The sequence below is a fragment of the Variovorax sp. OK605 genome, assembly GCF_900115445.1.
In the GTDB taxonomy this organism is placed as follows: domain Bacteria; phylum Pseudomonadota; class Gammaproteobacteria; order Burkholderiales; family Burkholderiaceae_C; genus Variovorax.
Window position 1 is genome coordinate 634,771 of the sequence record NZ_FOWL01000003.1, and the last position, 26,346, is coordinate 661,116.

Consider the following 26,346-nt stretch of genomic DNA (forward strand, 5'->3'; position numbering starts at 1 on the left):
CGTGAGAGTTCACAGGGTCTCGCGCAGCATGCGCGCGACGCCTTCCTGCCACGGCGGCAGGCGCAGGCCGAAAGTGGTCTGCAATTTGGTGGTGTCCAGGCGCGAGTTGTGCGGGCGCTTCGCCGGCGTGGGGAACGCGCTGGTCGGCACCGGTTCGACGGCCTGCGGCCCGGCCCTGAGCTCGACACCCGCCTGCTGCGCCATCTCGAGCACGAAGCGCGCATAGCCGTACCAGGTGGTCTCGCCGCCGGCGATCGCGTGATACAGACCCGCCTTGGAAGGGTCCTGCAACGTCGCGCGAATGGCATGCGCCGTCACGTCGGCCAGTAGCTCCGCTCCGGTCGGCGCGCCGAACTGGTCGTCGATGACGGTCAGCTTGTCGCGCTCCTTGGCGATCCGCAGCATGGTCTTGGCGAAGTTGCCGCCGCGCGCCGCGTACACCCAGCTCGTACGAAAGATCAGGTGCTTCGCGCAGTTCTGCGCCACCAGTTGTTCGCCTTCGAGCTTGGTCTGGCCGTACACGCTGAGCGGACCCGTCGCGTCGTCTTCCTTCCAGGGCTTGCTGCCGCTGCCGTCGAAGACGTAGTCGGTCGAGTAATGCACCATCAGCGCACCGATCTGCTGGGCCGCTTCGGCCACGACGCCGGGCGACGTGGCGTTGAGCTTGCGCGCGAACTCGGGCTCGCTCTCGGCCTTGTCGACGGCCGTGTGCGCAGCGGCGTTCACGATGACGTCGGGGCGCACCTTCAGCACCGTGTCGGCCAGCTGCTCGGGGCGGCTGAAGTCGGCGCGGAAATCCGTGCTGTCGAAATCGAGCGCAACCAGTTCGCCGAGCGGCGCCAGGCTGCGCTGCAATTCCCAGCCGACCTGTCCGCCCTTGCCCAGCAGCAGCAGCTTCATGTGGCGGCCTTTGCGTCGTCGTATTGCTTCTCGACCCATTCGCGGTAGGCGCCGCTCTGCACGTTGCTCACCCACTCGCTGTTCGCCAGGTACCACTCGACGGTCTTGCGGATGCCGGTGTCGAAGGTTTCAGCGGGCTTCCAGCCGAGTTCGCGCTCGAGCTTGCGCGCGTCGATGGCGTAGCGGCGGTCATGGCCCGGGCGGTCCGTGACGTAGGCGATCTGCTCCTTGTACGGCTTGCCGTCGGCGCGGGGGCGCAGCTCGTCGAGCAGCGCACACACGGTGTTGACGATCTCGATGTTGGGCTTCTCGTTCCAGCCGCCCACGTTGTAGGTCTCGCCCAGCCTGCCCGCTTCGAGCACGCGGCGAACGGCGCTGCAGTGGTCTTTCACATAGAGCCAGTCGCGCACCTGCATGCCGTCACCGTACACGGGCAGGTTCTTGCCGGCCAGCGCGTTGACGATCATCAGCGGGATCAGCTTCTCGGGGAAGTGGAACGGGCCGTAGTTGTTCGAGCAGTTCGTGGTCAGCACGGGCAGGCCGTAGGTGTGGTGCCAGGCGCGCACGAGGTGGTCGCTGGCGGCCTTGCTGGCCGAGTACGGGCTGTTGGGCTCGTACTTGTGTTCTTCGGTGAAGGCGGGGTCGGTCTTCGAGAGCGAGCCGTAGACCTCGTCGGTCGACACGTGCAGGAAGCGGAAGGCGGTCTTCTCGTCGGCCGGCAGCGCGCTCCAGAAGCCGCGCACGGATTCGAGCAGGCGGAAGGTGCCGAGCACGTTGGTCTGCACGAAATCCTCGGGGCCGTGGATCGAGCGATCGACGTGCGATTCCGCGGCGAAGTTCACGACGGCGCGCGGCTTGTGCTCGGCCAGCAGGCGGTCGATCAGTGCGCTGTCGCCGATGTCGCCCTGCACGAAGATGTGCTTCGGGTTGCCCTTGAGCGACGCGAGGGTCTCGAGGTTGCCCGCGTAGGTCAGTTTGTCGAGGTTCACGACCGGCTCGTCGCTGTTCGCGATCCAGTCGAGTACGAAATTGGCGCCAATGAAGCCGGCGCCGCCGGTAACCAGGATCATGGGGTCCCTTTTATGTTGTGAAAACTCGCCCTGCGGCAAATCACGAATGATCAACCGGCCATTATCCCATCGGCCCGGCGCCCAAAAACCGGCGGGTTGGCAGCCACGCAGCCCCCGCCTACAATCGCGCCCACTGCAGGAGAGCGGGCCACCCCGGTGGCCCTACCGAAGGCGCAAACTCCCATAAACGCTCAGGTCGGCCCGACGAAGTCCCGATGGAGGATTTCGGCAAGGGGTCAGTACTGCATCAACTGAAACGCCGTCTGGAGAGCCGCCACGCCATTTCATGGCCGTGACGCACCGAAGGAGCAAACCCGCTGCGGGCGCAGCGGGTGAATCTCTCAGGTACCGAGGACAGGGGGAGCGGCAACTTGGACACGGCCGTCCGGTTGCCTGCTATTGATTCAATAGCACACCACGCCCGTCGTTCAAGCGCTGCAACCTCAAAGGTACTTGAAATGCGCGTGATCGTTCTTGGCGCCGGCCTGCTCGGCGTGACCTCGGCTTACTACCTCCAGCAACTCGGCCACGACGTGACCGTGATCGACCGGCAGGCCACCCCCGCCGCCGAAACCAGCTTCGCCAACGGCGGGCAGATCTCGGTCAGCCATGCCGAACCCTGGGCCAACCCCAGCGCACCGCTCAAGGTGCTGCAATGGCTGGGCAAGGAGGACGCCCCGCTGCTCTTCCGTATCCGCGCCGACATGCGCCAGTGGCTCTGGGGCCTGCAGTTCCTGCGCGAATGCACCCCGGCGCGCACCCGCCACAACATCGAGCAGATCGTTCGTTTGGGTACATACAGCCGCGACATGTTGCAGCAATTGCGTCGCGACACCCATCTGGCCTACGACCAGCGCACCCAGGGCATCCTGCACTTCTATACGACGCAGAAGGAATTCGACGGCGCCCTTGCCCCCGCCGAGCAGATGCGCGCCCTGGGCTGCGAGCGCCAGGTCATCTCGGCCGACGAGGCCGTGAAGATCGAGCCCGCCCTCGCCCACATCCGCCCGAAGCTGGCCGGCGCCACCTTCACGGCCGAAGACGAATCCGGCGACGCCAACCGCTTCGCGCGCGAACTCTGCAAGCTCGCGGCGGCGGCCGGCGTGAAGTTCCTGATGAGCCACACCATCACCGCGCTGCGCGAAGCCGGCGGCAAGATCGACCACGTCGAAGCCACCGACAACGAAGGCCGCTTCCAGCGCATCCGCGGCGACGCGTTCGTGATGGCGATGGGCTCGCTGAGCCCGCTGCTCGCGGCGCCGCTGGGCATCCGGCTGCCGATCTACCCGGCCAAGGGCTATTCGGTGACGCTGCCCGTGAAAGACGCCTCCAAGGCCCACCAGGTCTCGCTGACCGACGACGAGTTCAAGCTGGTGTTCTCGCGCTACACGTCCGAGTCCGGCGACCGCCTGCGCATCGCCGGCACGGCCGAGCTCAACGGCTACGACCGCGACCTGAACCAGGTGCGCTGCGAAGCCATCGTGCGCCGCGTCGAAGCGCTGTTCCCCGGCGCCGGCGACACCACGCAGGCCCAGTTCTGGACCGGCCTGCGCCCCGCCACGCCGAGCAACGTGCCGCTGATCGGCAAGACGAAGCTGCAGAACCTGTTCCTCAACACCGGCCACGGCACGCTCGGCTGGACCCACGCCTGCGGCTCGGGCAAGTCGATCGCGCGCATCGTGAGCGGGCTGGCGCCCGAGGTCGATTTCGCGTTCACCGGCATGCCGGCACCGCAGCCGCGCGTGCTGCAGCCGGCCTGACCGCCTGATGGCTTGGTGACCGGACTGCGGCGTTCGCTTCAGTCGTTGCTGGTGAACACCGTCAGCACCCCGGTATAGCCATACAGGTGGTGCCGGGCGATTTCACCCGCGGCAAAGAAGCCGACCAACGGCACATCGCCCAGCGCGTGCCGCACGATCTGCAGCTCGGCGCCCGGCGCGCCGAAGTGCGGTCCGCCGCGGCCGGAGCAGCTCACGTACACCGCGCCGGCAATGCGCCGCGCCGGGTGCGGCGCCGCCTCGGCCTCGCCGGCGGCCACGGCGCGCGCGGTGGCCAGCGTCTGTTCTTCGGGCTCCAGCTCTTCACGGATTTCCGCGCAGATGCGCATCAGGTCGGCCCGGGCGGCCTGCGCGTTGCGGCGGCAGAAGGTCAGCCGCATGCCGGCCTCGGCGGTGTCGGCAATGGCGATGCCGCGCCGCGTGGGGTCCAGGCCGATGATGTGGCGCACCAGCACGTCGGCCCCCAGGTCGCCGGTGCGGCGGATGCCGTCGCTGCCCGCGTCGGCCAGACCGACCAGCGTGTTGCGCACGGCGTCGATGGCTTCCTGCGGCCGCTCGAGCGACACCTGCAGGTCGGCCAGCAGCACGTCGAGCGCCGGTTCGCCGTCGAGCCTGAGCAGCAGGTTGCCGTCGGCCTCGGTGATCTCGCGCTGGCGCCCCGCCCCCGAGCGCAGCGGCTGGCAGCCCTGCGTGACGCGCGACACCAGCCGCACGCCCTCGCCGAACACCACGCCCGACAAGCCGCCCGAGAACACGCCGCCCGCCGCGCCGTGGCCGCGGATGTTGCCGTTGCCGCCGATCGCGAACTGCAGCGCGCTGCCGCGGCCCGAGGTCAGGCCGCCGAACAGGTAGCCAGTGTCGGTGCGCCCGGCCATCTCGCCGATCAGCTCGGCCAGGTCGGGCGTTGCGGGGTCGGCGTGGACCAGCGCGGTGTGCGCCTCGAAGCCGCTCATTTCCGAGTTGCCCAGCGGCGCCACGCCCGAGAACACGCGGTACTGGTCGCTGGGCAGCGCGCACAGCATCAGGCTGATGCCGGGCTCGTCGAAATACTCGGCGTTGTTGGCCGACACGCCGATGCCGACGGTGCCCGACCAGTCGGTGACCTCGGGCAGCTCGGCGCTCAGGTGGTCGAGGATGTCCTGCGCGTCGCTCGCATAGTGGTCGGTGATGTAGAGCAGCCCGAGCGTCGGCGACGACGCGTAGTCGGGCAGTGCCATCTGCGCACGCAACTGGGCCAGCACGAGGCCGGCCGCCATGCGCCATTGCGGATGGGTGGCATGGCCGGTGGGAAACAACTTCATGATGCGTGCCAACCCGTTCTCTTCGGAAAATATGTGTGTATGACGTCAGCGCCGGCCGGAGGTTCGCTTGCGGGCGGCGGTCGCGGTCTTCTTCTTGGCGGCCGGCGTGGCGGCCGCCTTCTTAGCGGCGGTCCTGGCTGCGGTCTTGGCTGGCGCGGCCTTCTTCGCCGCGGCGGGCCTGCCCATCGCCTGGCCGACCACGTCGGCCAGCGGCTGCGCCATGGCGGGCACCTTCAGCTGGGCCGCGTCCTGCAGCGCCGAACTGGCGATCTGCTGGAACTGCTCGGTGAGCGAGCCCCACCATTGCATCGGGTCGACCACGCCGGCGCCGCCGGCCTTGGCACCGGCCGACGCCCTGGCGCGCGGCTTCTTCGGCGCGGGCGTTTCCTCTTCGGGCGCCTCGTCCTCGACCTCTTCGAATTCCTCGACCTCTTCGACCTCCTCGGGCTCCGGCGCGGCGGGCGCCGGCGCCATCGCGCTCGCCTGCTTGGTGAACGCGCTGGCGATGTCTTCCATGCGCACGTTCATGCCGCGCAGTGTCGACAAGGTCATCTTCTGCACCTCGAGCGCCTGGATCGTCGCCTTCAGCGCATGGCCGTTCTGCTCGAGCCAGTACTGCACGGTCTTGAGTTCCTGGATGCGCTTGTCGACTTCTTCCACGCTCAGCGTGGGCGCCACCCAGCTCGCCAGGCTGGGAATGCCGGGCACCGAGCCGGTGCCGGCGCCTGCGGCGGCACCGCCGGCAAGGTTCTTCAGGAAGTCGAATCCGGGAACGAATTGGCTGAAGTCGAAGGGCTTGCTGGTGTTGCTCATGCGGCAGGTCTCCGGGGTGGGTTTTCTTGTGTTGCCAGCTTACTCCAAGGCCCCGGGGTTTTCGCGGCCGTCAGAGCTCGCCGCGCACCTTGCTGAAGACTTTCCAGAAGGTCGCGTCCTGCGAGGTCGCGAAGTTGATCCGCATCATCGTGCTGGGCGGGCGGCGCGCATGGAACAGCGAGCCCGGCGCCAGCAGGTAGCCCTGGTCGAGCATGCGCTGCGTGAGCGCGTCGGTGTCCACGCCGGTGTCGACCCAGCCGAACAGCCCCGCCGGCTCCGACGCGAAGGTGCAGCCGTGCGCGATGGCCAGCTTCACCGAGCGCCCGCGCGCGCCGTCGAGCCGGATGCGCACGCGCTCCGAATGCCGGCGCAGCTGCCCCTGGTCGATGCACCACGACAAGGCCCGCTCGAACAGCGTGGGCGAGGTCAGCGTGGCCAGCAGCTTGGTTTCGAGCAGCCGCTCCTTCAGCGCGGGCGCCGCGGCCAGGAAGCCGATGCGCCAGTTGGGCGCGATGATCTTCGCGAAGCCGCTCACGTAGATGGTGCGCTGCAGCCCGTCGAGCGCGCTCAGCCGCGTGGCGTGCTCGGGCGCGAGGTGGCTGTAGGTGTCGTCCTCGACGATGTGGAAGTCGTGCGCGTTGGCCAGCTGGAGCACGCGGTGCGCGCTACCCGGCGTGAGGCTGTAGCCGGTCGGATTGTGCAGCACGCTCACGCTCACGAACAGCTTCGGCTGGTGCAGCGCGCAGTACTGCGCCATCACCTCCAGGTCGGGCCCGTCGGCGCGCCGCGGCACCGGCAGGATGCGCATGCCCAGCGCTTCCAGCCGCGCAAACTCCAGCGCCCAGCCCGGCTCCTCGACCATCACCGGGTCGCCCGCGCGCAGCAGCGTGCGGCTCACGATGTCCAGCGCATGCGTGGCGCCGATGGTGGTCACGATCTGGTCGGGCGAGGCCGGCACGTTGATGCCCACCAGCTTCTGCGACAGGCTGCGCCGCAGGCTCATGTCGCCCGACGGCTCGCCGTACTGCAGCGACAGCTCCTGCAGCGCGGCCGTGCTGGTCATGCGGCGCACGGCCGTGGGCATGAAGGTCGACGCCATCCAGTCCGGCGGGAACACGCCCATGCCGGGCTGCGGCTTGTCGCTCGGGCGGTGGAACATGCTGCGGATCAGCGAGCTGGCGTCGGCCGGCACGCGCGAGGCCATCATCTGCACGGCCATCGCCGCCGGCATGCCGCTCACGCCGCCGGGGTCGGCGCCGTTGTTCGAACGGCCCTCCTGTATCGGCGCCGAGTCCCGCACATAGAAGCCGCGCTGCCGCCGCGCCTCGACCAGCCCCTGCGCCAGCAACTGGTCGTAGGCCGCCACCACGGTGTACGGGCTCACGCCCTGCTGCCGCGCGCACTCGCGCACCGAGGGCAGGCGGGCGCCGGGCGGCAGCAGCCGCGTGCGGATGCGTTCGGCAAGACGGTCGGCCAATTGCCCGGTGAGCGACTGGGTGGAGGTGCGTGTCAGCATGCGTTCAAGTGCTCCGGAAAAGCCTTGTGGGCTCTGTGCCGCAGGATTGACCAATACAGATTCCGTGATTGTTCGACTATCTGTACTGGCACTGTAATGGTCGCAAGTTTAGAGTGTGTGTCATGAACTGGCAAGAATTCACCGCGCTGCTGGTGCTGGCCACGGCGATGAGCTTCTCGCCCGGACCCAACACCACGCTCTCGACCGCCCTGGCGGCCAACGGCGGCCTGCCGCGCGCGATGCGCTTCGTGCTCGCCGTGCCCATCGGCTGGACCTTGCTGCTGGCGCTGAGCGCCGCCGGCATCGGCGCGCTGGTGGTCGCGGTGCCCGCGCTGCGGGTGGCCATCAAGGCGCTGGGCATCGGCTACCTGCTGTGGCTCGCCTACAAGCTCAGCGGCAGCGGCACCCTCGGCAAGGCCGACGGCGCGAGCCTGTCGGTCGGCTTCGGCCAGGGCGTGATGCTGCAGTTCGTGAACATCAAGGCCTGGCTGCTGGCGCTCACGCTGGTGGCGGGCTGGATCGCCGGCCAGCCTGACGCGCTCGGCCGCTTCGCCATCGTCGCGCCGGTGATGCTGGTCTACGCCTTCGCCAGCAACTTCGCCTATGCGCTGGTCGGCGCGCTGCTGCGCGACTGGCTCACCAAGGGCGCGCGGCTGCTGTGGTTCAACCGCGCCATGGGCCTGGTGCTGGTGCTCACCGCGTGGTGGATGGTGAGCGTATGAAGCTCGACATCAAGGACGAGACGCTGGGCATGTGGCTCGGCGTGGTCGGGGTGGCCATGTTCGCCATCACGCTGCCCATGACGCGCCTGGCCACCGGCTCGCAGGAGGCGCCCCAGCTCTCGCCGTGGTTCGTGACGCTCGGGCGCGCGGCGCTGGCGGGCGTGCTGTCGGCCATCTTCCTGCTGGTGACGCGTTCGCCGCGGCCGGCGCCGCACCAGTGGAAGTCGCTGGGCGTGGCGGTGCTGGGCAACTGCATCGGCTTTCCGCTGCTGCTGGCCTATGCGCTGCGCGTGGTCACGGCCAGCCACGCGGCGGTGGTGACGGCGCTGCTGCCGCTGGTCACGGCCGCCGTCGCGGCCTGGGTGCTGCACCAGCGCGCGCGGCTGGGCTTCTGGCTGTGCGCCGTCGCGGGCAGCTTGCTGGTGGTGGTGTTCTCGGTGCTGCGCGCGAGCCAGACCGGGCATGGCTTCGGCTTCGAGTGGGCCGACCTGCTGCTGGTGGGCGCGGTGATCGCGGCCTCGTTCGGCTACATCTACGGCGCGCAGGTCACGCCGTCGCTGGGCGCCGAGCGCGTGATCTGCTGGGTCTGCGTGATGGCGCTGCCGTTCACGCTGCCGGCCACGCTGGCGCTGTGGCCGACGCAGCCGGTGGCCACCTCGTCGTGGCTGGGCTTCGTGTACGTGGGCATGTTCTCGATGTGGATCGGCTTCTTCGCCTGGTACCGCGGCCTGGCCCTGGGCGGCGCGCTGCGCGTGAGCCAGACGCAGCTGCTGCAGCCCTTCCTGTCGATCCTGGCGTCGATCCCGATCCTGGGCGAGCCGCTGGACCTGGTGACGCTGGGCTTCGCCATTGCCGTGGTGGCCACGGTGGTGATCGGCAAGCGCCTGTCGCAGCCGGCGGCCAACAGCGCCTCCCCTGCCTCCTCAAGCGCAGGCACCGCCGCGCCCAGGAGAGGCTGATGTTCAGCCACGTCACCGTCGGCAGCACCGACCTGCCGCGCGCCGCCGCCTTCTGCGACGCCTTCTGCGACACCTCCTGCGACGCCGTGCCGGCGCCGCTGGGCCTGGCGCGCCGCCCCGTCGTGCCCGACGCCGGCCCCGAGGCCGCCTGCCGGACCGCGCCAGGGCACGCGCTCCCGCGCTTCCATGTGCACAACCCGCTGGACGGTGAACCCGCCAGCGCCGGCAACGGCAGCATGGTCGCGTTCGACGCGGCCTCGCCCGTTGCCGTAGCCGCCGCCCACGAGGCGGCCCTGCGCCACGGCGGCCTCGACGAAGGCGCGCCGGGCCCCCGCCCACGCTACGGCCAGGGCTATTACGGCGCCTGCCTGCGCGACCCGGACAGCAACAAAATCCAGGTTGTGTACCGTGGCGGCCTCCAAGCGGACCGGCCTTCGCGATCCGCCTGTACGCTCCTACCCGACTCTCACCTCACCGCCTGAAAGAAGACCCTCATGAACTGGACACTCGCCGCCCGCGCCGCAAAGATGAACCCCTCGGTGCTGCGTGAAATCCTCAAGGTCACCGAGCGCCCCGGCATCATCAGCCTGGCCGGCGGCCTGCCCTCGCCCAAGACCTTCCCGATCCAGGCCTTCGCCGACGCCTGCGCCGAAGTGCTGCACACCGACGGCCAGGCCGCCCTGCAATACGCCGCCAGCGAAGGCTACGCGCCGCTGCGCCAGGCCGTGGCCGACATGCTGCCGTGGAACGTCGACCCCTCGCAGGTGCTCATCACCACCGGCTCGCAGCAAGGCCTCGACCTGGTGGCCAAGGTGCTGATCGACCCGGGCAGCAAGGTGCTGGTGGAGACCCCCACCTACCTGGGCGCGCTGCAGGCCTTCGGCCCGATGGAGCCGCACCCCGTGGGCGTGGCCAGCGACGACGACGGCGTGGTGGTCGAGGACCTCGTGGCCAAGGCCAAGGACGCACGCTTCGTGTACCTGCTGCCCAACTTCCAGAACCCCACCGGCCGTACCATGACCGAGGAGCGCCGCGCCGCCGTGTCGGCCGCCGCTGCCGCCGCGAACCTGCCGATCGTCGAGGACAACCCCTACGGCGAGCTCTGGTTCGACGAAGCCCCGCCGCTGCCGCTGGCCGCGCGCAACCCCGAAGGCGTGATCTACCTGGGCTCGTTCTCCAAGGTGCTGGCCCCCGGCCTGCGCCTGGGCTTCCTGGTGGCGCCCAAGTCGATCTACCCGAAGCTGCTGCAGGCCAAGCAGGCCGTCGACCTGCACACGCCCATCTTCACGCAGCGCATGGTGTCGTCGGTCATGAAGGACGGCTTCCTGGACCGCCACGTGCCCACCATCCGCGCGCTCTACAAGAGCCAGCGCGACGCCATGATCGCCGCGCTCCAGCGCGAGATGAAGGGCCTGGATGTGAAGTTCAACGCGCCCAAGGGCGGCATGTTCCTGTGGGCGCGCCTGCCCGAGGGCGTGGACACCGTCACGCTGCTGCCCAAGGCGGTGGAGCGCAACGTGGCCTTCGTGCCCGGCGCGCCGTTCTACGCCGGCGAAGGCGACCCACGCACGCTGCGCCTGTCGTTCGTGACGGCCAGCGTCGAGCAGATCGACATCGCCATCGCCGCGCTCGCGCAGACGCTGCGCGAGGAGCTGGTGCTGCTGGGCGACAAGCAGCTGGCTGCCGCGCAGATCTGAGTTCGACCACAGCGAATCACGCCCCACGCCAGGAGCCTTCCTTGATCGGCCTCGCCACACTTTCGCTCTTCCTGCTCGCGGTGCTGGCGCTGTTCCTGTCGCCGGGCCCGAACATGGCGTTCGTGCTGTCGCACGGCGTGGCCCACGGCCCGCGCGGCGGCTTTGCGGCGGCGCTGGGCATCTCGGCGGCCGACCTGGTGCACACGCTGTTCGCGGCCACCGGCGTCACCGCGCTGGTGGCGGCCTGGCCGCCGTCGTTCGACCTGCTGCGCTATGCGGGCGCGCTGTACCTGGTGTGGCTCGCGGTGCAGGCCTTGCGCCATGGCGGCGGGCTTCGCGCGGGTGCGCAGGCCAGGCCGGCCGGCTTCGGGCGCATCGTGCGCATGGCGCTGCTGAACAACCTGGTCAACCCGAAGGCGCTGCTGTTCTTCATGGTGTTCCTGCCGCAGTTCGTCGACCCCTCGCGCGGCAGCGTGCCGCTGCAGCTGGTGCAGCTCGGCGTGGTGCTGTCGATGGCCGCGCTGGCGTTCAACACATTGCTGGGCGCGTGCAGCGGGCAGGTCGGCCGCTGGCTGCACGAGCGCCCCGGCGCGGCGCGCTTCCAGAGCGGCCTGCTGGCCGCCGTGATGCTGGGGCTGGCCGTGCGCCTGCTCTTTCTCGACCGACCCTCTCCCAGCTCTCCCCGCTGAAAAGGCGCCCATGAACGTTCTGAAGATCGCAGCCTTCTCCCATGGCGAGACGGGCGGCAACCCCGCCGGCGTCGTCATCGCGGACGCACTGCCCACGGTGGCGCAGATGCAGGCCACCGCCACGGAAGTCGGCTTTTCCGAATCCGTGTTTGCCACGCGCATCAAAGACGACGGTGGCGACGCCAGCGGCTGGCGCGTGCGCTACTTCTCGCCGCAGTCCGAAGTGCCGTTCTGCGGCCACGCGACGATCGCGCTGGGCGCCGCGCTCGCAATGCAGCACGGCGACGGCGTGTTCCCGCTGACCATCAACCACGCGCAGATCACGGTCGAGGGCCGGCGCGACGGCGGCGTGATCACGGCGGCACTGCAGTCGCCGCCCACGCGCAGCGCCGCGGCCACGCCCGAAATGACCGCCGCCGCCATGGGCCTGTTCGCGCTGACCCCCGACGACCTCGACCCGCGCATTCCCCTCGCGCTGATCCACGGCGGCGCCGACCACGTGGTGCTGGCGCTGAAAAGCCGCGCCAGGCTGGCCGCCATGGCCTACGACTTCGAGGCCGGCCGCAAGCTCATGACCGGTGCCGGGCTCGCCACCATGGTCCTCGTGCATGCCGAGACCCCCCGGCTGTTCCACACGCGCAACCCCTTCGCGTCCGGCGGTGTCTACGAAGACCCCGCGACCGGCGCCGCCACGGCGGCACTGGCCGGCTACCTGCGCGACCTCGCGTGGCCGCACGGCGGCGCCATCGACGTGGTGCAGGGTGAAGACATGGGCATGCTGTCGAAGCTGCATGCCGACATTTCGCCCACGGCCGGCAGCTCCATCCGCGTGTCGGGCACCGCGCGCGTCATGGCGGCGTAAGTCGACGCAACGAATCCATAAAGAAAAGGAAAACTGTCCATGCTCAACATCTGGGGCCGCATCAGCTCGATCAACGTCCGCAAGGTGGTGTGGTGCGCGCAGGAGCTCGGGCTCGACTTCCAGCGCACCGAGGCCGGCGGCAAGTTCGGCGTGGTGCAGACGCCCGAATACCTTGCGCTGAACCCGAACGCCATGGTGCCCGCCATCGACGACGGCGAAGGCGCCGAGCGGGTCGTGCTGTGGGAGTCGAACGTGATCGTGCGCTACCTCTGCGCCAGGCACTCGCACGGCAACTTCTACCCGAGCGAGCTGCCCGCGCGCTTCGACGCCGAGCGCTGGATGGACTGGCAGCAGACCTCGCTCAACCGCGCGAGCCGCGACGCCTTCGTCCAGTGGGTGCGCACGCCGCCGGCGGAGCGCCAGTTCGCGCTCATCGACGCCTCGGTGCGCGAGAGCGAGGCGCTGTTCGCCATGCTCGACGCGCACCTCGCCAAGCACGCCTACATCGGCGGCGACCGCTTCACCATGGCCGACATCCCGATCGGCTGCGAAGCGCACCGCTGGTTCGGCCTGCCCGGCGCCGAATACCGCCGGCCGAACTGGCCGAACCTCGAGCGCTGGTATTCGGAACTGCTGTCCCGCCCGGGCACGCGCGGCGTGCTCGACCTTTCCCTCGAATGATCCCGATGAAATCCCGCCCCTTCAAGCAAGTCGACGTCTTCACCGCCACCGCCTACTACGGCAACCCGCTCGCGGTGGTGATCGACGGCCAGGACCTCGACGACGCCGCCATGCAGCGCTTCGCGCAGTGGACCAACCTGTCCGAGACCACCTTCCTGCTGCCGCCGACCGACCCGGGCGCCGACTACCGCGTGCGCATCTTCACGCCCGGCGGCGAGCTGCCCTTTGCCGGCCATCCGACCATCGGCAGCTGCCATGCGTGGCTGCAGGCCGGCGGCAAGCCCAAGGCCGCGGGCCAGGTGGTGCAGCAGTGCGGCGCCGGCCTGGTGCCGCTGCGGCGCGAGGGCAGCCGCCTGGCCTTCGCCGCGCCGCCTCTCAAGCGCAGCGCCCCCAGCCCCGCGCTGCTGGCCAAGGTGGCCGGCGCGCTGGGCCTGAAGGCGCAGCAGGTCATTGCGGCGCAGGTGCTGGACAACGGCCCGGTCTGGTTCGGCCTGCTGCTGAACGACGCCGACGCCGTGCTCGCGCTGCAGCCCGACCACCGCGCGCTGAAGGAGCTCGGCGTGAAGGCCGGCGTGGCGGGCGTGCCCGCGGCGCACGACACCTCGCTGCTCATCGGCCGCTCGAACCGCGAGGCGCGCGCCTTCGGCAACCGCCCCGCCACGCCCAACGACGACGGCGCGAAGATCGACCTCGAGGTGCGCGCCTTCGCCGAACCCATCGGCGTGCAGGAAGACCCCGTCACCGGCAGCCTGAACGCGAGCCTGGCCGAATGGCTGATCGCCGACGGCCACATGCCCGAGCGCTACCTCGCCGCGCAGGGCCAGTGCCTGGGCCGCGCGGGCCGCGTGTACATCGAGCGCGACGCCGAAGGACGGATCTGGGTCGGCGGCGACGCCGTGACCTGCGTCGACGGCCACGTCACGCTGTAGGCCACAAACCAAGCCCACCAGCCCGCCAGCCCGCCAGCCACCACAAGGAAACCACCGCACCATGCACGCGCAGCTCGACCACCTCGTGATTGCCGCGGCCTCGCTCGACGAGGGCGTGGCGTGGTGCGAAGCCACCCTCGGCGTCGCGCCGGGGCCGGGCGGCGCGCACCCGCTGATGGGCACGCACAACCGGCTGCTGAACATCGCGAGCGACGCCTTTCCGGCGGCCTACCTCGAGATCATCGCCATCGAGCCCGGCAAGCGGCCGTCGCGCCCCAGGACACACCGCTGGTTCGACCTCGACGACGCCGCCTTGCAGGCCGCGCTCGCGCAGCGCGGCCCGCGGCTGATCCACTTCGTGGCCCGCGTGCCCGACGCGCAGGCGGCCACCCACGCCCTGGCGCACGAGGAGCACGCCCACATCGACCGCGGCCACCTGGTCGCCGCCTCGCGCGACACGCCGGCCGGCCGGCTCGAGTGGCAGATCACGCTGCGCGACGACGGCCAGCGCCTCTTCTACGGCGCGCTGCCCACGCTGATCCAGTGGGGACCCGTGCACCCCACCGACGCCATGCCCAAGTCGGGCCTGGCGATGCGCGCGCTGCGTGCCGCGCACCCGCGCGCCCCGGCGCTGGCGGCCGCGCTGTCGGCCATCGGCATGAGCGGCATGCCGGTCGATGCCGGCCCGCCCAACCTCGTGGCCGTGCTCGACACGCCGCGCGGCCCCGTCACGCTCGAATCCAAAGGACTCTGACCATGCTGAGCCTCACCGAAATCGCCTGGTTCGCCCTGGCCTCTCTGCTGCTGGCGCTCACGCCGGGGCCGAACATGATCTATTGCGTCTCGCGCACGCTGATCCAGGGCCGGCGCGCCGGGCTCATCTCGCTGGGCGGCGTGCTGATGGCGTTCCTGGTGCACCTGTTCGCGGCGGCGCTCGGCCTCACCGCGCTGCTGCTGGCCGTGCCGCTGGCGTTCGACGCGATCCGCATGGCCGGCGCGGCCTACCTGCTGTGGCTCGCGTGGCAGGCGGTCAAGCCCGGCGGCAATGCGCCCTTCGAGGCGCGCGCGCTGCCGGCCGATCCGCCGGGCAAGCTGTTTCGCATGGGCTTTCTCACCAACCTGCTGAACCCGAAGGTGGCGATGTTCTACCTCTCGTTCTTTCCGCAGTTCATCCACCCCGAGCGCGGCTCGGTGCTGCTGCAGAGCATGCAGCTGGGCATCGCCCAGATGACGACCAGTGCCGCGGTCAACACGGTGATGATCCTCGGCGCCGCGAGCATCACGGCCGTGCTGTCGCAAAGCGCCGGCTGGCTGCGCGCGCAGCGCTACATCATGGGCAGCGTGCTGGCCGCGCTGGCCGTGCGCGTCGCGCTGACCGAACGCAAGTAAGCGCAAGGAAGGACAAGGGCCATCCGATGAAGTTCACCCGCCAAGAGATCGAAGCCGCGCAGCGCACCGTGCACGCGGCCATGCCCTCCACGCCGCAGTACGCCTGGCCGCTGCTGTCGCAGCGCCTGGGCGCCACCGTGTGGGCCAAGCACGAGAACCACACGCCGGCCGGCGCCTTCAAGATCCGCGGCGGCCTCACCTACTTCGAGACACTGGCGCGCGAGCATCCCGAGGTGCGCCACGCCATCAGCGCCACGCGCGGCAACCACGGCCAGTCGGTCGGCTTCGCCACGCGGCGCCATGGGCTGGCGGCCACCATCGTGGTGCCGCACGGCAACTCGACCGAGAAGAACGCCGCCATGCGCGCGCTGGGCGTCACGCTGGTCGAGCACGGCGACGACTTCCAGGCGGCCTCCGAACACGCGGCGCTGCTGGCCGAGCGCGACGGCCTGCACCGCGTGCCCTCGTTCCACCGCGAGCTGGTGCGCGGCGTGTCGACGGCGTACGTGGAGTTCTTCGAGGCGCTGTCGGGCACGCCGCCCGACGTGCTGTTCGTGCCCATCGGCCTGGGCTCCGGCTTCGCCGCGGCGGCCGCGGCGCGCGCGCATTGCGGCGTGTCGACCCGGCTCATCGGCGTGGTGTCGGCGCATGCCACGGCGTACCGCGATTCGTTCCTTGCCGGCAAGCCGGTCGAGTCGCCCGTCAGCACCCGGCTGGCCGACGGCATGGCGTGCCGCACGCCGGTGCCCGAGTCGGTCGAGGTGATCCGGCGCGAGGCCGACGACGTGGTCATGGTCACCGACGACGAGATCGCGCAGGCCATGCGCATCCTGTTCAGCGACACGCACAACGTGGCCGAGGGCGCGGGCGCCGCGGCGCTGGCGGCCGCGCTTCAGCAGCAGGAACGCTGGCGCGGCAAGACGGTGGGCATCAGCGTGAGCGGGGGCAATGTCGACTCCGACATGTTCGCGGGCGTGCTGGGAAGCAAGCCTTCCTGAATTCGGAGCCGAATTCGCAGACGAATTCGCGGATCAGGGCAGCGGCGCCGTATTCGCGGTGCTCAGCGGCAACCTCGACACTTCCGCCAGCAGCAAGGCCAGCTGCTGCGCAGCCGCATCCACCACCGCGCGCCCGTTCTCCGCCGTGGCCGCGGCCGCGTTGCCTGCGGCCCCGTGCGCGTTGTAGTCCTCCATCGCCCAGCCGAGCTTGGCGCTCTTGCCGTTGCCCAGGATCGCGTAGTCCACGGAGCGCTGCTGCGAGGTCGAGCTGAAATCCTTCGCCTCGCCCATGCGCACCAGCTGCGGCGTGAGGGCCAGCATCATCGAGGTCTCGATCTCGCCCGCGTGCACGCCGAAGCGGTGTTCCTGCGCGCTGAACCGCGCGCCCGCGTCGCCCAGCGGCAGGTTGAACCAGCTCACGCTGTAGACGATGAGCCCGTGCGCCGCGCGCAGCTCGCGCGCCACGATGTCCATGGCACCCACGTGACCGCCGTGCGCGTTGAACAGCACCAGCTTCTTCACGCCGGCGCGCGCCACGCCGGCGCCGATTTCGTTCCACATGCGGATCAGCGTCTCGGCCGACAGCGTGAGCGTGCCCGCGAAACGCGCGTGCTCGGGGCTCAGGCCGATCTGCTGGGTCGGCAAAAACAGCACCGGGAGGCCGGCCGGCAGCAGCGGCAGCGACGCGGCCACGATGCCGTCGGCCAGCACGGTGTCCACGCCCAGCGGCAGGTGCGGGCCGTGCTGCTCGGTCGCGCCCAGCGGCAGCACCGCCACGGTTGCCGCCGCGTCGAGCGACGCGAAATCGCGTGTGGTGAGCTGGGACCAGAAGCGGGGCAAGGGGGCCGTTGGAGCGTTCATCGCGCGATCTTAGTGGGCCGAACGAGGTCCGGCACGGCAGCGGTTGTTTGGCGAATGGGCCCCACGGCGGCATCAAAACCGCGCACCTGTTCACACATACGCATGAATCTTGGCACTTTGGTTTGCCATTGTTAACACTTCTGCCTAGAGTCGCCAAACTCAATTTTCAGAGCCTCATGTCCAGCCCCATGGAACGGAGGCTCGGCTTGCACGGGTGTTGTCACGCGCCCGGCGCAAGTGCGCGGTCAAAGGGAGCAGTGTGTTCATCCAGAAGAAAAAAGCTGGAGGCACGGTCACGGCCGGGCGCAGATCGGCGCTCGCCTGTCCGTTGCCTCGTCGCCCCGCCGGCATGGCCTGGGGATGGGCGCCGATCGTCTGCGTGCTGGCCTTCGGCACGTCGACAGCCTTGGCGCAGCCGTCGGTGCCTGGGGTCGATGCAGTCGATGCGGCCAGCCAGGCCGCCGCGGCCGGCTACGACGCCCAGCGCCACGATGCACTGATCGCCGCGCGCCGCGAAGGCCGTGTCACGCCCGCGCAGGCGCTGCAGCAGTTGAAGGACTGGCTCGCGGCACCGGCCGGCGCCCACCCACTCGACGAGCGCGCGCGCCGCCGCGTGGCCTCCGACGCCATTGCCATGGCAGCGGCCGACGGCCAGTTCGCCGAGGCCGTGGCGCTGGCCCGCCGGTTTCCGCCGGCCGGCCTGAACGACTACGCCCTGGGCCCGCTCGCCCTCGCCGCGCGCCGCACGCACGACCTGGGCTTGCAGGGCGAGGCCGTCAAGCTCTGGCGCGCACGGCAACCCGCCGCGCGCGAGCCGCGCTTTCACGAGGCCTACTGGCGGCTCGACAGCGGCGACGTCGCAAGCGCCAAGGCGCTGTACGGCGCACTCGCCTCCACGCCCGTGCAACAGACCGACGACCGCGTGGCGCTGCTCGAACTGCGCGCCGCCGTCGCGCGCGCCGGGCAAGACACGCTGCAGGCGCTCGCCGCCTACACCGAGGCCGGCGCGCTGCGGCCCGATCGCCGCGACCTGCGCCGCGAGGCCGACTTCTTGCTCTCGAGCGCCGGCGCTGCGTCCAGCGCCTTCACCGACGCCGAAGCGGCCGAGCGCGCGAACCCCGGCAGCTTCTCGCCGCTGGCGCTGTCCACGCTGCAGCAGGAAGCGCTGGCGCAGCAGCTGCGCTGGGCCGTGCAGGAGCGCGACCAGCGCCTCGGCGCGCAGCGCGTGGTGGCGCTCGACCGCGTGCTGGACGGTCAACAGGCCGCGCTGGCCCGCGCCGACGCGGCGGCATTGAAAGCGCCGTCTTCCGACGCGGATGCCGGCGCATGGCGCGCGCTGCGCGTGCGGCTGCTCTCCGACCGGCTGCTGGCGCTGGTCGAACGCGGCCGCCCCGCCGACGCCGTGGCGCTCTACGAGGCGATGCACGCCGCCGGCACCGAACTGCCGCCCCACGCGCTGGGCGCCGCCGCGCGCGCCTTCGCGCAGCAGCGCCGCTCGGCCGAGGCCGTGCCGCTGTACGAAGCCGCCATCGCCAAGGGCGGCGCCGACCTGCCGATGCCCGACCCGCTCTACTTCGGCCTGGTCTACGCCTACCAGGACATCGGCCGCTTCGAGGACGCCGAGGCGCTGCTGCAGCGGCTGGAAAGCAGCACGCCCGCGCTGCTGCGCCTCACGCCCGAAGCCGGCCGCCCCAACGAGCAGTACAGCGACGTGAGCGGCCTGCGCGGCCTGACGCAGCTCTACACCGACCGGCCCGCGCTCGCGCAGCGCACGTTCGCCGTACTCACGCGCGAGGCGCCGCTGAACGCCGGCTATGCCACCGGCGCGGCCCTCACCGAACGCCTGCGCGAGCACCCCGAGGCCGCGCTCGCGCGCTACGAGGCGCAGGCGGCCGACGAGCCGTACGACATCGGCGCGCGCACCGGCCATGTCGAGGCGCTGCTCGACGCCGGTGAGTTCGGCGAAGCCCGCCGCCGCGCCGAAGCACTCGACGCCGATGCGCCCGACGCGGTCGCGGTGCGCGACATGCAGCGCCGCCGGCGCGCCCTCGTCGGCGCGCGGCTCGACGTCGACGCCGAGGCATCGTCCGGCGGCGCGGCCATTGCCGGGCGCGAGTGGCGCGTCGACAGCCGGCTGAGCTCCGGCCTCATCGACGACCAGTGGCGCGTGTTCTACGACCAGTCGCTGGGCCGCGGCAACACCGACATCGGCAACGCCGGCTGGGCCCGCGGCGGCCTCGGCCTGGGCTGGCAGCGCGGGCGCTGGCTGGCCGAAGGCGCGCTGCAGCACGCCAACGCCGGCCCCTACCGCAACAGCGTGGCCGCCCGCGTGGACTACCGCGCCGGCGACGCCTGGCGGCTGTCGGCCAGCTACGACGGCGACAGCAAGGAGCTGCCGTGGAAGGCGCGCGTGGCCGGCATCGGCGCGCACGAGGCCGGCGCGAGCGTGGGCTACGTGGTGAACGAGTCGCGCCGCTTCGACCTGAAATGGCAGCGGCTGGACTTCAGCGACGGCAACCTGCGCAACGGGCTCGGGCTCGGCTGGCGCGAGCGCTGGGTGAGCGGGCCGCGCTTCCAGCTGGAAACGCAGCTCGCCGCCGACACCGGGCGCGGCCGCGCCATCGACGTGCCCTACTTCAACCCGTCGAGCGACACCAGCGTGCAGCTCGGCGTGCGCGCGCAATGGCTCAACTGGAAGCGCGACGACCGCCAGTTCTTCCAGGCCGTCGAGCTCAGCGGCGGCAGCTACCGGCAGGCCGGCTTCGGCAGCGGCCCGCTGTGGAGCCTGCGCTACGAGCACCGCTGGAACCTGGGGCCGAAGCTCACGCTGCGCTACGGCCTGAGCATTTCCAGCCACCCCTACGACGGCGTGAGCGAACGACAGCGCGGCGTCTTCCTGAACCTCTCGACGCCCCTGCCGTGATGCGACCGACGACGAACCCCCTTGCCCTGCTGCGTACGGCCCTGTTGCGTACGGCCAGGCTGCGCGCAGCCCTGTTGCGTGCCGCCCTCCCCGGCTTGCTGCTCGGGCTGTCCCTTGCGGCCGGCGCGCAGCCGCTGCCGCCGGCCGACCCCGACGACGGCACCAGCTTTCGCGTGCTGTCCTTCCACGACGTGCGCACCCAGGTGCGCGCCAGCTTCGTGGACTCGCCCGACGAGACCGCCGTCGACGAGCGCACCTTCGCCGAGGTGTTCGCGTGGCTGCAGCACAGCGGCTACCACCCGGTGAGCCTGCAGCAGATCGTCGACGCGCGCGCCGGCGGCACGCCGCTGCCGCCGCGGCCCGTGCTGCTGACCTTCGACGACGGCTACCGCAGCGCCTACACCAAGGTGTTCCCGCTGCTCAAGCGCTACAACTACCCGGCGCTGATGGCGCTGGTGACCAGCTGGCTCGAAGTGCCCGAGTCGCCGCCGGGCCAGCTGGTGCACTGGGGCGACAAGCCCGCGCCGCGCGAGAACTTCCTGATGTGGCGCGAGGCCGCCGAGATGGCGCGCTCGGGCCTCGTGGAGTTCGCGAGCCACACCGACGCGATGCACACCGGCATCCTCGCCAACCCGCAGGGCAACCTGCTGCCCGCGGCGGCCACGCACCGCTACGACCCGGCCACCGGCCGCTACGAGAGCGACGCCGCCTACGCGCAGCGCGTCGAGGCCGACCTGCGCCGCAGCCGCGAACTCATCGAGAAGCGCACCGGCGCCAGGGTGCGCGCCACCGTGTGGCCCTACGGCGCCTACAACACGGCCGCGCTCGAGGCCTCCGCGCGCGCGGGCATGCCCATCACCTTCACGCTGGACGACGGTTCGAACACGGCCGCGGTGCCGCTCTCGCGCATCCGCCGCGCGCTGGCGGCCTACGACAACGAGGCGCCCGAGTACGCGCGGCTGCTGCGCAGCCCGGTGGGCGGCGAGGTGCGCGCGGTCAACCGCGTGATGCACGTCGACCTCGACTACGTGTACGACCCCGACCCGGCGCAGCAGGAGCGCAACCTCTCGATGCTGATCGACCGCGTGGCCGCCGTGCGCCCGCGCGCGGTGTTCCTGCAGGCCTATGCCGACCCCGACGGCGACGGCGTGGCCGACGCGCTGTACTTTCCCAACCGCCACCTGCCGATGCGCGCCGACCTGTTCGGCCGCGCGGCCTGGCAGCTGCGCAGCCGCGCCGGCGTGAAGGTCTACGCATGGATGCCGGTCACGGCCTTCCGCCTGCCGGCCGCGAACCCGCTGGCCACGCACACCGTCGTGGCGCAGGGCGGCGCCATGCCGCCCGGGCGCTACCACCGCCTCACGCCCTTCGACCCCGCGGTGCGCGCGCTGGTCGGCGACATCTACGAAGACCTCGGCCGCCACGCCTTCTTCGAGGGCCTGCTGTTCCACGACGACGCGACGCTGGCCGACGACGAGGACGCGAGCCCCGCCGCACGGGCCGTCTATGCGCAATGGGGCCTGCCGCCCGACGTGGCCGCGATCCGCGCCGACCCGGGGCTGACGGCGCGCTGGACCACCGCCAAGACGCGCTACCTGATCGCCTTCACGCAGGAACTCGCCGCGCGCGTGGGCGCCTGGCGGCCCGCGCTGGAAACGGCGCGCAACCTCTACGCGCGGCCGCTGCTGGAGCCGCAGGCCGAGCAGTGGTTCGCGCAGAACTACGAGGCCTCGCTCGCCGCCTACGACTACGTCGCGCTGATGGCCATGCCGCGCATGGAAGGCGAGGCCCGCAGCGCGAGCGACAGCGACGCCTGGCTGGGCCGGCTGGCGCGCCGCGTGGCCGGCACGCCGCGCGGCCTGGACGGCACGGTGTTCGAGCTGCAGGCGCGCGACTGGCACACCGGCAAGCCCGTGCCCGACACGGAGCTCACGCGCCAGTGGACGCTGCTGCAGCGCGCCGGCGTGCGGCACCTGGGCTACTACCCCGACGACTTCCTGCACGACCAGCCTTCGCTGGACACCGTGCGCCGCGCGATCTCGGTGCGCTCGCTGCTGCCGCGCGCGCTGCGTGCGTCCGCCGCCGCGGCGATTCCGGCACAGCCTGTGCCGCCCGTGCCACCCGTGCCACCGGCGCAAGGAGAACGGTCGCCATGACCTCCAGCCAGTTCCTCGCGCACACGCTGCCCACGCTGCTGTTCGGCTTCGTCTTCTACTACCCCTTCTTCATGGCCTACGTGTGGATGGCCGGCGGCCTCTCGCATGCGTGGGTGTTCGAGCGCAAGCGCGATGTCGAGGTGAACCCGCTCGCGCTGCTGCCCTCGCAGCCGCTGGTGACGGTGGTGGTGCCCTGCTTCAACGAGGCGCCGCACCTGCGCGAGGTGATCGAGCAGCTGATGCGCACGCGCTACCCGCACTACGAAGTCATTGCCGTGAACGACGGCAGCACCGACGGCACCGGCGAGCTGCTCGACGAGATGACCCGGGAATACAAGCGCCTGCGCGTGATCCACAACGCCAGCAACCAGGGCAAGGCGGTCGGCCTGAACACCGCCTGCCAGCTCGCGCGCGGCGAGTACATCCTGGGCATCGACGGCGACGCGCTGATCGACGAGGACGCCATCGCCTGGATGCTGCAGCCCATGCTGGCGTCCGAGCGCATCGGCGCGGTCACGGGCAACCCGCGCATCCGCACGCGCACCACGCTACTCGGTCGCATGCAGGTGGGCGAGTTCTCGTCCATCATCGGCCTCATCAAGCGCTCGCAGCAGCTGGTGGGCACGCTGTTCACGGTGTCGGGCGTGATTGCCATGTTCCGCCGCCGCGCGGTGCTCGACGTGGGCTTCTGGAGCCCCGACGTGCTCACCGAGGACATCGACATGAGCTGGAAGCTCCAGCTCGGCGGCTGGCAGCTGCGCTTCGAGCCGCGCGCGCTGTGCTGGATCCTGATGCCCGAGACCTTGCGCGGCCTGTGGAAGCAGCGCCAGCGCTGGGCCATCGGCGGCATCCAGACCATGCTGCGCTACACCGGCCGCATATTGCGCCCGCGCAACTGGCGCATGTGGCTCATCTACGTGGAGTACATGACCAGCGTGGTGTGGGCCTATGCCATGGCCGTGGTGCTGGCGGTGAGCCTGGCGCGCCCCTTCCTGCCGCCGGACTCGTCGTGGCACTCGGCGCTGCTGCCGCACTGGCAGGGCACGCTGCTGGCCATGACCTGCATCCTGCAGATGCTGCTGAGCCTGTGGATCGACCGCCGCTACGACCGCGACCTGATGCGCTATTTCGCCGGAACGATCTGGTACCCGATCGCTTTCTGGACCATCACGATGGCGACCACCGTCATCGCCCTTCCCAAGGCCCTGATACGCCGGCGCGGCAAGCGCGCGGTGTGGACGAGCCCCGACCGAGGAGTTTCCGATGCCCCCTGAGAACCACGCGCACAGCCGCTTCCCCGACGCAGGCAACGAGACCCCGCCGCCGAGCCGCCGGCGCTCGTGGGGCCAGCCCGCGGTGGACGAGCCCATCATCGACGCCGCGCGCATCTCGCTGCGCGCCTTCGGCAACGGCCGCTCGCCGCAGCGCACGCTGGCCATGTACCTGTGGCTGCGCGTGCTGCGCCCGGCCATCACCATCGCGATCTGGTTCTGCGCGGTCTGGTACGCCTGGCCCTACGCGCTGGGCGCGCGCTCGCAGCCCGAGGTGCTGCACCTGCTGGGCCTGTACGCGGTGGTGATCGGCGTGATCCTGGTGTCGATGCTGGCGATGGCGCCGTGGCGGCGCCGCCAGCACCAGCGCGAGGCGCCGCCCGAGCAGGAGCAGTCGTCGCTGTTCGCGCTGGCCTCGTACATCGAGGTGCCGCCGGCGCGCCTGTCGACCTGGCAGCGCACGCGCCAGCTGCTGGTGCACCACGACAACAACGGCCACCTGCGCGACGCCACCGACACCGCGCCCGGCACGCTGGAACCCGAGCCGCTGCAGCGCGCCGCCGCGCGGCGCTGACCGGGCCGCATCTCTGGAGCGGCGGCGCACAGCCGCGTCCGTGCAGGGGTTTCACGGCGGTGCTTCAATCGCCGCCTCAGCTCATTCATCACGGCAAGGACTCTTTCATGGACCTCCAGCTCCAGGACCAGCACGTTCTCATCACCGGCGGCAGCAAGGGCATCGGCCTGGCCTGCGCGCTGGGCTTCCTGCGCGAAGGCGCGCGCGTGAGCCTCGTCTCGCGCGACCTCGCCAACCTGCAGCAGGGCCGCAAGACCCTGGCCGAATCGTTCGCGCAGGCCGAGGGCCGCGTGTCGGTCCATGCGGCCGACCTCAAGGACCCGGCCAGCGCCGTGGCCGCGCTCGACGCCGCCGAGCAGGCCTTCGGCCCCGTCGACGTGCTCGTCAACTCGGCCGGCGCCGCGCGCCGCACCACGCCCGCCGAGCTGACCGCCGCCTCCTGGCACGAGGCGATGGACGCCAAGTACTTCACCTACATCCACATGCTCCACCCCGTGGTCCAGCGCATGGGCGAGCGCGGCCGCGGCGCCATCGTCAACGTGATCGGCAAGGGCGGCAAGGTGGCCAGCCCCGTCCACATGGCCGGCGGCGCGGCCAACGCGGCGCTGATGCTCGTGAGCGCCGGCATGGCCGCCGCCTATGCGGCCAAGGGCGTGCGCGTGAATGCCGTGAACCCCGGCCTCACGCTGACCGAGCGCTTGCAGGAAGGCATGAAGGCCGACGCCAAGCTGGCCGGCATCGGCACCGACGAAGCCTTGAAGCGCGCCACCGCCGGCCTGCCGCTCGGGCGCATCGCCACGCCCGAAGAGATCGCCAACATGGTGGTGTTCCTGGCGTCGGCGAAGGCGAGTTATGTGACCGGGGCGATCGTGGCGATGGATGGGGCGGTGACGCCGATGATTTGAGGCGGTGAGCAGAGGGGCGGCGGGGCTGGCGACGCAGTGGCGGTTTCGAAGGCCGATGCCCTCACCCCAGCCCTCTCCGAGAGGGAGAGGGAGTAAATCCGAGGCCGAGCGAAGCATCGGGATGAAAGCAGAGAAGCCGAGCGAAGCGATGGCCCGGGTGGTTCCCCCTCTCCTCTGGCCGCGCCGACGAGCGGAGCGTTTCGCGGATCAGGGCTCGCAGCTGTTCGAGCGCAACGCGGTGGAGCGAGTTCTGCGAGACCCCGCGAAACGTGAGCACCGCAGGTTGCCCGCAGCGAAGCGGAGGGGCGCGGAGGGACGCGGAGGGACGCGGGCAGTGGGGTCGCCTTTTCTTTGCCTACTTTCCTTTGGCGAAGCAAAAGAAAGCAGGTCGCCTGCCGGGGCGAGTCCCGGCCAGCAGCCTCAGCTACTCAACTACTCAAGCCTCGGCAGTCAAACCCTCGAACTTCACCGCCAGAAAGTCGACGAACGCCCTGACCCGAGCCGGCACAAACCGCCCGCTTGGCAACAGCGCATGCAACGGATAGGGCTCCGTCTCCCACTCAGGCAACAGCCGCACAAGCCGCCCCTGCCGAACATCCTCGCGCACGTCGAGCGCCGACTTCAGCGAGATCCCGTACCCCGCCACGGTCCATTCCCGCGCCAGCGAGGCATCGTCCACGCTGCGGTTCCCGTTCACCCGCACCTCGCTCCACTGCCCATTCAGCCCAAAGCGCCACACCCGATGCCGCCGCCCCGACCGATTGAAAGTCAGGCAGTTGTGCTGCACCAGGTCCTGCGGCACCCTCGGCGCCCCATGGCGGCGCAAGTAATCAGGCGATGCCGTCAGCACCGGATTCGTCATCGCAACCGGCCGCGCCACCAGCCGCGAATCGGCCAGCGCGCCATAGCGCAGCGCCACGTCCACCTCGTCGCGCATCACGTCCAGCGGCCGGTCGCCCACCGACAGCGACAGCTGCACCCCCGCATGCAGGGCCAGAAATTCGTCGAACCAGGGCAGCAGCGTGCTGCGCGTGAGGTCCGACGGCGAGGCCACGCGCAGCGTGCCCACCAGCCCGCCCCGGTCCGCCGTGACCTGCGACTCGCCCTCGTCCAGCAGCTCGAAGGCCCGCACCGCGTAGTCGAGCAGCGTCTGTCCCTGCGGCGTGAGCCGCATCGCCCGCGTCGAGCGCTCGAACAGCCGCGCGCCCAGCTGCGCCTCCACCCGCTTCAGCGTGGCACTGGCCGCCGCCGGCGTGATGCCCAGCGCATGCGCGGCCGCGGTCAGCGTGCCGCCGCGCGCGGTGTGCACCAGCACCCGCAGATCGGAGACATTTTCAATCTTCATTTGAAAG

At 70.8% G+C, this 26,346-nt stretch carries 24 protein-coding genes and 2 riboswitches; of the genes, 17 read left to right on the top strand and 7 right to left on the bottom strand.

Annotated elements, in window-relative coordinates; all coding sequences use genetic code 11:
* Positions 1 to 9 precede the first annotated feature (9 nt).
* Both rfbD and rfbB read right to left on the bottom strand, forming a co-directional pair.
* Entirely contained in the window at positions 10 to 900 is an 891-nt protein-coding gene (rfbD, locus tag BM013_RS11170; RefSeq protein WP_093126540.1) for a dTDP-4-dehydrorhamnose reductase, read from the bottom strand.
* Positions 897 to 1,970: a dTDP-glucose 4,6-dehydratase gene (gene rfbB / locus BM013_RS11175; protein WP_093126542.1), complete on the bottom strand. Its 1,074-nt coding sequence runs from the start codon at positions 1,968 to 1,970 to the stop codon at positions 897 to 899. Before rfbB ends, rfbD begins: the two co-directional genes overlap by 4 nt.
* Positions 1,971 to 2,096: 126 nt before the next feature.
* Positions 2,097 to 2,187: riboswitch (glycine riboswitch) on the top strand.
* Between the two features lie 36 nt (positions 2,188 to 2,223).
* A riboswitch (glycine riboswitch) is annotated at positions 2,224 to 2,338 on the top strand.
* 90 nt (positions 2,339 to 2,428) lie between these two features.
* Between rfbB and BM013_RS11180 the strand changes: the two genes are divergently transcribed.
* Positions 2,429 to 3,730 carry a D-amino acid dehydrogenase gene (locus tag BM013_RS11180; protein ID WP_093126545.1) on the top strand — a complete coding sequence of 434 codons (1,302 nt, stop codon included), beginning with the start codon at positions 2,429 to 2,431 and terminating at the stop codon, positions 3,728 to 3,730.
* Between the two features lie 38 nt (positions 3,731 to 3,768).
* Here BM013_RS11180 and BM013_RS11185 read toward each other — a convergent pair whose 3' ends face one another.
* From BM013_RS11185 to BM013_RS11195, 3 genes are all read right to left on the bottom strand, one after another.
* Positions 3,769 to 5,049, bottom strand: a complete 1,281-nt coding sequence (locus tag BM013_RS11185; RefSeq protein WP_093126851.1) for an FIST signal transduction protein — start codon at positions 5,047 to 5,049, stop codon at positions 3,769 to 3,771.
* A 45-nt stretch (positions 5,050 to 5,094) separates the two neighbouring features.
* Positions 5,095 to 5,862 carry a PhaM family polyhydroxyalkanoate granule multifunctional regulatory protein gene (locus BM013_RS11190; protein ID WP_093126548.1) on the bottom strand — a complete coding sequence of 256 codons (768 nt, stop codon included), beginning with the start codon at positions 5,860 to 5,862 and terminating at the stop codon, positions 5,095 to 5,097.
* Positions 5,863 to 5,932: 70 nt separating this feature from the next.
* Entirely contained in the window at positions 5,933 to 7,378 is a 1,446-nt protein-coding gene (locus BM013_RS11195; RefSeq protein ID WP_093126551.1) for an aminotransferase-like domain-containing protein, read from the bottom strand.
* A gap of 122 nt (positions 7,379 to 7,500) precedes the next feature.
* On the opposite strand from BM013_RS11195, the gene BM013_RS11200 reads away from it, so the two are divergent.
* The 11 genes from BM013_RS11200 (at position 7,501) to BM013_RS11250 (ending at position 16,304) form a co-directional block, all read left to right on the top strand.
* On the top strand, positions 7,501 to 8,100 hold the full coding sequence (locus BM013_RS11200) for a LysE family translocator (RefSeq protein ID WP_093126554.1): 600 nt from the start codon (positions 7,501 to 7,503) through the stop codon (positions 8,098 to 8,100).
* Positions 8,097 to 9,059 (top strand): DMT family transporter, encoded by a 963-nt coding sequence (locus tag BM013_RS11205; RefSeq protein WP_093126557.1) that lies wholly within the window; start codon positions 8,097 to 8,099, stop codon positions 9,057 to 9,059. The genes BM013_RS11200 and BM013_RS11205 overlap by 4 nt, the downstream gene beginning before the upstream one ends.
* Positions 9,059 to 9,541 carry a VOC family protein gene (locus tag BM013_RS11210; protein ID WP_093126559.1) on the top strand — a complete coding sequence of 161 codons (483 nt, stop codon included), beginning with the start codon at positions 9,059 to 9,061 and terminating at the stop codon, positions 9,539 to 9,541. Before BM013_RS11205 ends, BM013_RS11210 begins: the two co-directional genes overlap by 1 nt.
* 12 nt (positions 9,542 to 9,553) lie before the next feature.
* A complete protein-coding gene (locus tag BM013_RS11215; protein ID WP_093126562.1) occupies positions 9,554 to 10,756 on the top strand; it encodes an aminotransferase-like domain-containing protein in 1,203 nt (400 codons plus the stop codon).
* A 41-nt stretch (positions 10,757 to 10,797) separates the two neighbouring features.
* Entirely contained in the window at positions 10,798 to 11,445 is a 648-nt protein-coding gene (locus tag BM013_RS11220) for a LysE family translocator (protein ID WP_093126565.1), read from the top strand.
* A 10-nt stretch (positions 11,446 to 11,455) separates the two neighbouring features.
* Entirely contained in the window at positions 11,456 to 12,307 is an 852-nt protein-coding gene (locus BM013_RS11225; protein ID WP_093126568.1) for a PhzF family phenazine biosynthesis protein, read from the top strand.
* A gap of 39 nt (positions 12,308 to 12,346) precedes the next feature.
* Positions 12,347 to 12,988 carry a glutathione S-transferase family protein gene (locus BM013_RS11230; protein ID WP_093126571.1) on the top strand — a complete coding sequence of 214 codons (642 nt, stop codon included), beginning with the start codon at positions 12,347 to 12,349 and terminating at the stop codon, positions 12,986 to 12,988.
* A 5-nt stretch (positions 12,989 to 12,993) separates the two neighbouring features.
* Positions 12,994 to 13,917, top strand: coding sequence for a PhzF family phenazine biosynthesis protein (locus BM013_RS11235; RefSeq protein WP_177206287.1), 924 nt, complete (start codon positions 12,994 to 12,996; stop codon positions 13,915 to 13,917).
* A 61-nt stretch (positions 13,918 to 13,978) separates the two neighbouring features.
* Complete coding sequence (locus BM013_RS11240) at positions 13,979 to 14,671, top strand: VOC family protein (RefSeq protein WP_093126576.1); 693 nt, start codon at positions 13,979 to 13,981, stop codon at positions 14,669 to 14,671.
* A 2-nt stretch (positions 14,672 to 14,673) separates the two neighbouring features.
* Positions 14,674 to 15,306 (top strand): LysE family translocator, encoded by a 633-nt coding sequence (locus tag BM013_RS11245; RefSeq protein WP_093126579.1) that lies wholly within the window; start codon positions 14,674 to 14,676, stop codon positions 15,304 to 15,306.
* A 26-nt stretch (positions 15,307 to 15,332) separates the two neighbouring features.
* Positions 15,333 to 16,304 (top strand): threonine dehydratase, encoded by a 972-nt coding sequence (locus BM013_RS11250; protein WP_093126582.1) that lies wholly within the window; start codon positions 15,333 to 15,335, stop codon positions 16,302 to 16,304.
* Between the two features lie 33 nt (positions 16,305 to 16,337).
* Here BM013_RS11250 and BM013_RS11255 read toward each other — a convergent pair whose 3' ends face one another.
* Positions 16,338 to 17,165 (bottom strand): creatininase family protein, encoded by an 828-nt coding sequence (locus BM013_RS11255; protein WP_093126585.1) that lies wholly within the window; start codon positions 17,163 to 17,165, stop codon positions 16,338 to 16,340.
* A gap of 349 nt (positions 17,166 to 17,514) precedes the next feature.
* On the opposite strand from BM013_RS11255, the gene pgaA reads away from it, so the two are divergent.
* The 5 genes from pgaA to BM013_RS11280 all read left to right on the top strand — a co-directional run bounded on the left by pgaA (position 17,515) and on the right by BM013_RS11280 (position 24,994).
* Positions 17,515 to 20,088 (top strand): poly-beta-1,6 N-acetyl-D-glucosamine export porin PgaA, encoded by a 2,574-nt coding sequence (gene pgaA / locus BM013_RS11260; protein WP_093126587.1) that lies wholly within the window; start codon positions 17,515 to 17,517, stop codon positions 20,086 to 20,088.
* A complete protein-coding gene (gene pgaB, locus BM013_RS11265) occupies positions 20,088 to 22,244 on the top strand; it encodes a poly-beta-1,6-N-acetyl-D-glucosamine N-deacetylase PgaB (protein WP_093126589.1) in 2,157 nt (718 codons plus the stop codon). The genes pgaA and pgaB overlap by 1 nt, the downstream gene beginning before the upstream one ends.
* Positions 22,241 to 23,518 carry a poly-beta-1,6-N-acetyl-D-glucosamine synthase gene (pgaC, locus tag BM013_RS11270; protein ID WP_093126591.1) on the top strand — a complete coding sequence of 426 codons (1,278 nt, stop codon included), beginning with the start codon at positions 22,241 to 22,243 and terminating at the stop codon, positions 23,516 to 23,518. Before pgaB ends, pgaC begins: the two co-directional genes overlap by 4 nt.
* The gene (gene pgaD / locus BM013_RS11275) at positions 23,508 to 24,089 is read left to right on the top strand and encodes a poly-beta-1,6-N-acetyl-D-glucosamine biosynthesis protein PgaD (protein ID WP_093126593.1); all 582 of its coding nucleotides are present in this window, start codon (positions 23,508 to 23,510) and stop codon (positions 24,087 to 24,089) included. The genes pgaC and pgaD overlap by 11 nt, the downstream gene beginning before the upstream one ends.
* Positions 24,090 to 24,196: 107 nt before the next feature.
* The gene (locus BM013_RS11280) at positions 24,197 to 24,994 is read left to right on the top strand and encodes an SDR family oxidoreductase (RefSeq protein WP_093126596.1); all 798 of its coding nucleotides are present in this window, start codon (positions 24,197 to 24,199) and stop codon (positions 24,992 to 24,994) included.
* A gap of 436 nt (positions 24,995 to 25,430) precedes the next feature.
* Here BM013_RS11280 and BM013_RS11290 read toward each other — a convergent pair whose 3' ends face one another.
* On the bottom strand, positions 25,431 to 26,339 hold the full coding sequence (locus BM013_RS11290; protein WP_093126599.1) for a LysR family transcriptional regulator: 909 nt from the start codon (positions 26,337 to 26,339) through the stop codon (positions 25,431 to 25,433).
* Positions 26,340 to 26,346: the final 7 nt, after the last annotated feature.

Excerpts from the sequence above, each read along its gene's own strand:
- BM013_RS11185 (WP_093126851.1), bottom strand. The coding sequence starts at position 5,049 with ATGAAGTTGTTTCCCACCGGCCATGCCACCCATCCGCAATGGCGCATG.
- BM013_RS11200 (WP_093126554.1), top strand. The coding sequence starts at position 7,501 with ATGAACTGGCAAGAATTCACCGCGCTGCTGGTGCTGGCCACGGCGATG.
- BM013_RS11225 (WP_093126568.1), top strand. The coding sequence starts at position 11,456 with ATGAACGTTCTGAAGATCGCAGCCTTCTCCCATGGCGAGACGGGCGGC.
- rfbD (WP_093126540.1), bottom strand. The coding sequence starts at position 900 with ATGAAGCTGCTGCTGCTGGGCAAGGGCGGACAGGTCGGCTGGGAATTG.
- rfbB (WP_093126542.1), bottom strand. The coding sequence starts at position 1,970 with ATGATCCTGGTTACCGGCGGCGCCGGCTTCATTGGCGCCAATTTCGTA.
- pgaB (WP_093126589.1), top strand. The coding sequence starts at position 20,088 with ATGCGACCGACGACGAACCCCCTTGCCCTGCTGCGTACGGCCCTGTTG.
- BM013_RS11190 (WP_093126548.1), bottom strand. The coding sequence starts at position 5,862 with ATGAGCAACACCAGCAAGCCCTTCGACTTCAGCCAATTCGTTCCCGGA.
- BM013_RS11230 (WP_093126571.1), top strand. The coding sequence starts at position 12,347 with ATGCTCAACATCTGGGGCCGCATCAGCTCGATCAACGTCCGCAAGGTG.
- BM013_RS11280 (WP_093126596.1), top strand. The coding sequence starts at position 24,197 with ATGGACCTCCAGCTCCAGGACCAGCACGTTCTCATCACCGGCGGCAGC.
- BM013_RS11250 (WP_093126582.1), top strand. The coding sequence starts at position 15,333 with ATGAAGTTCACCCGCCAAGAGATCGAAGCCGCGCAGCGCACCGTGCAC.
- pgaD (WP_093126593.1), top strand. The coding sequence starts at position 23,508 with ATGCCCCCTGAGAACCACGCGCACAGCCGCTTCCCCGACGCAGGCAAC.
- BM013_RS11235 (WP_177206287.1), top strand. The coding sequence starts at position 12,994 with ATGAAATCCCGCCCCTTCAAGCAAGTCGACGTCTTCACCGCCACCGCC.
- BM013_RS11255 (WP_093126585.1), bottom strand. The coding sequence starts at position 17,165 with ATGAACGCTCCAACGGCCCCCTTGCCCCGCTTCTGGTCCCAGCTCACC.
- BM013_RS11240 (WP_093126576.1), top strand. The coding sequence starts at position 13,979 with ATGCACGCGCAGCTCGACCACCTCGTGATTGCCGCGGCCTCGCTCGAC.
- BM013_RS11180 (WP_093126545.1), top strand. The coding sequence starts at position 2,429 with ATGCGCGTGATCGTTCTTGGCGCCGGCCTGCTCGGCGTGACCTCGGCT.
- BM013_RS11205 (WP_093126557.1), top strand. The coding sequence starts at position 8,097 with ATGAAGCTCGACATCAAGGACGAGACGCTGGGCATGTGGCTCGGCGTG.
- pgaA (WP_093126587.1), top strand. The coding sequence starts at position 17,515 with ATGGCCTGGGGATGGGCGCCGATCGTCTGCGTGCTGGCCTTCGGCACG.
- BM013_RS11245 (WP_093126579.1), top strand. The coding sequence starts at position 14,674 with ATGCTGAGCCTCACCGAAATCGCCTGGTTCGCCCTGGCCTCTCTGCTG.
- BM013_RS11215 (WP_093126562.1), top strand. The coding sequence starts at position 9,554 with ATGAACTGGACACTCGCCGCCCGCGCCGCAAAGATGAACCCCTCGGTG.
- BM013_RS11210 (WP_093126559.1), top strand. The coding sequence starts at position 9,059 with ATGTTCAGCCACGTCACCGTCGGCAGCACCGACCTGCCGCGCGCCGCC.
- pgaC (WP_093126591.1), top strand. The coding sequence starts at position 22,241 with ATGACCTCCAGCCAGTTCCTCGCGCACACGCTGCCCACGCTGCTGTTC.
- BM013_RS11290 (WP_093126599.1), bottom strand. The coding sequence starts at position 26,339 with ATGAAGATTGAAAATGTCTCCGATCTGCGGGTGCTGGTGCACACCGCG.
- BM013_RS11195 (WP_093126551.1), bottom strand. The coding sequence starts at position 7,378 with ATGCTGACACGCACCTCCACCCAGTCGCTCACCGGGCAATTGGCCGAC.